Consider the following 2,571-nt stretch of genomic DNA (forward strand, 5'->3'; position numbering starts at 1 on the left):
CATTCGGCCAAGCACAGCGCCAACGAAGAGGTCGGCCGGCTCGTGCGCGAGACGCTCGGCAAAAACGGCAAGGTCATCATTCCTGCGTTTTCAGTGGGCCGGACGCAGCAGATCGTTTACACACTGCACCAACTCGCATGCGACGGCAAGCTGCCCAAGGCGCCCATCTTTGTTGACAGCCCGCTGAGCGTGAACGCCACCGAGGTCTATCGGCTGCACCCCGAATGTTTCAACGACACCGTTACCAGGTTCCTCCGCGAAAAGGAAAACCCGTTCGGCATGGAAAACCTCACCTACATCCGCGAGGTCGCGCATTCGATGAAACTAAACGAATTGAAGGACCCGGCCATCATCATCAGCGCGTCGGGCATGTGCGAGGCCGGGCGCATTCGCCATCATCTCAAAAACCATATTGGCAGGCCCGAGAACCTGGTCCTGTTCATCGGCTACTGCGCGGCACACACCCTGGGTGCGCAAATCCTCTCCGGCCAGAATCCTGTCAACATTTTCGGCGAACCGCACCCCGTCCGGGCCCGTATCGCATCCATTGACGCGTTTTCCGGACATGCCGATAAAAACGAGTTGAAGCGTTACGTCGAAAATCTTACCGGCGACATCAAGAAGATATTCGTCGTCCATGGCGAGGAATCGCAGGCGATGGGATTCGGCGAAACACTGCGAGCGATGAAACCGAAAGCACAAGTCCTGGTTCCGGAATACAAGCAGTCGGCGACGATTTGATCCGACAATCAGTCCTTCGCGGACATGGGCAAACGGAATTCGTCCGCGTGATACGAGCTGCGCACCATAGGCCCGCTCGCCACGTGCATGAAGCCGGCCCGCTCCGCGGCCTGTTTATGTTCAGCGAACTTCGCGGGCGGGACGAACTCGGCCACCGGCAAATGCTTCAATGTCGGTTGAAGGTATTGCCCCAGCGTGAGAATGTCGCATCCGGCGCCACGCAAATCTCTCATCGCCTCGAATACTTCTCCGTCGGATTCACCAAGCCCGAGCATCAGGCCAGACTTGGTGTAAATCGTCCGGCCGCGGCGATCTTTCACCTTGCGAAGCACGCTCAGCGAACGGTCGTAAGTCGCGCGATGCCGCACCGCTGGCGTCAACCGGCGGACAGTTTCGAGGTTGTGATTGAAAATGTCTGGTTTCGCGGCGAGCACGGCGTCTATGGACGCGTCACGGTCGTTGAAATCTGGAACGAGCACTTCGATGACGATTCCGGGATTTAACGCGCGCACCGCTTCGATTGTCCGGCAGAAGTGTTCCGCGCCACCGTCCGCCAGATCATCGCGTGCCACGGCGGTGATGACGACATGCTTGAGCCGCATGCGGCGCGTGGCTTCGGCGACGCGCCCGGGTTCGTCGGCTTCAAGCGCGAACGGTTTGGCGGTGGTGACTGCGCAGAAGCTGCAAGCGCGGGTGCAACGGTCACCGGCGATCATGAACGTCGCCGTGCCTTTGCTCCAGCATTCCCAATGATTCGGACATTTGGCGCTTTCGCAGACGGTGTGCAATTTCAACTCGTCGAGCAGACTGCGCGTGTGCGCAAAGGTGTCTGAAGTCGGCAGCTTGATGCGCAGCCATTCCGGCAGACGCGGGCGAGGCTTTGAAGTAGTTTCCATTTCTACGGTAGGGACACGTTGCGTCGCGTCCCGGTCTTCAACTCTTTTCCAGCTTTTTCCAAAACCCCGCCAGCTCTTTCGCTCCGAAGTCGGCGAGGACCCGGCCGTCCACATCAATCACCGGCGCGAGCGTCTGGCCGGAGAGCCGGTACATTTCCTCGTAAGCCTTCTCATCGGCGATCACGTCCAGCGTCTCGTATTGAATGTCGTTGTCATCGAGCCAGTCCATCGCCTGCCGGCACCAGCCGCAATACGGCTTGATAAAGAGGCGGACTTTGCTGGATTGATACATTGGAGTGTCAGTTCGTGGTTCGTGGTCGGCTACCTGTCGTCGCTTGTTCCCCAGAAACCTTCCTAAAACCGACGACAAACGACTGACCACGGAAGATTTCACGTTTCCGTAATCACCGTGTCACTGTGCTCATACGCTGGCGCGCAGCAACAGAGCAATTTCAACGTTTCCTTGCCGGTGTTCCAAAGCTTGTGTTTCTGACCCGGCAGAATCGCGACGGCATCGCCCGGTTTTACGTCGCGCGTTTCGCTTTCAATTCGCATGCGTCCCGTGCCCGCAGTGATGTAGTAAATCTCCTCGGTCTTCGAGTGATAATGCTCCATCGTGCTGCCGTCCACGGGCACGCGCGCCTCGGCCAGACTTTGATTGCGGATGGCCGAGTTGCGGTGCGCCAGCAGTTCGCGAATCTCCGAACCGTCCTTCGTCATGAAGGCGGGCACGTCATCGAGGTTCTTTACATCCATACTCTTTTACTCGAACGGCAACCAGCGCGCGCCGACAATTTTCTGCCAGTTAGTCTGCCCCAGCGCCACCCCGGTGACAATGAGCAACATCGCCAGCCAGAACGTCGGCGTGACCGGCTCGCGCAGACAAACACCCGCCCAGACCATCGTGCTCAGTGGAATCAGGTTGTTGAACAGG

4 protein-coding genes are annotated in these 2,571 nt (G+C 58.4%); 1 reads left to right on the forward strand and 3 read right to left on the reverse strand.

The genetic code is table 11. The features are described from left to right. The coding region (locus tag VN887_19030) for an MBL fold metallo-hydrolase RNA specificity domain-containing protein (protein HXT42110.1) at nucleotides 1-741 on the forward strand (741 nt) is incomplete at its 5' end. A gap of 8 nt (nucleotides 742-749) precedes the next feature. Here the strand turns inward: VN887_19030 and lipA are convergent. The 3 genes from lipA to VN887_19045 form a co-directional block, all read right to left on the reverse strand. After that, nucleotides 750-1,637: a lipoyl synthase gene (gene lipA / locus VN887_19035; protein ID HXT42111.1), complete on the reverse strand. Its 888-nt coding sequence runs from the start codon at nucleotides 1,635-1,637 to the stop codon at nucleotides 750-752. A 37-nt stretch (nucleotides 1,638-1,674) separates the two neighbouring features. Beyond that, a complete protein-coding gene (locus VN887_19040) occupies nucleotides 1,675-1,929 on the reverse strand; it encodes a glutaredoxin family protein (GenBank protein ID HXT42112.1) in 255 nt (84 codons plus the stop codon). A 98-nt stretch (nucleotides 1,930-2,027) separates the two neighbouring features. Beyond that, complete coding sequence (locus VN887_19045; protein ID HXT42113.1) at nucleotides 2,028-2,393, reverse strand: cupin domain-containing protein; 366 nt, start codon at nucleotides 2,391-2,393, stop codon at nucleotides 2,028-2,030. Between the last annotated feature and the right edge of the window lie 178 nt (nucleotides 2,394-2,571).

The sequence above is a fragment of the Candidatus Angelobacter sp. genome, from assembly GCA_035607015.1.
Lineage (GTDB): Bacteria > Verrucomicrobiota > Verrucomicrobiia > Limisphaerales > AV2 > AV2.

Excerpts from the sequence above, each read along its gene's own strand:
- lipA (HXT42111.1), bottom strand. The coding sequence starts at position 1,637 with ATGGAAACTACTTCAAAGCCTCGCCCGCGTCTGCCGGAATGGCTGCGC.
- VN887_19040 (HXT42112.1), bottom strand. The coding sequence starts at position 1,929 with ATGTATCAATCCAGCAAAGTCCGCCTCTTTATCAAGCCGTATTGCGGC.
- VN887_19045 (HXT42113.1), bottom strand. The coding sequence starts at position 2,393 with ATGGATGTAAAGAACCTCGATGACGTGCCCGCCTTCATGACGAAGGAC.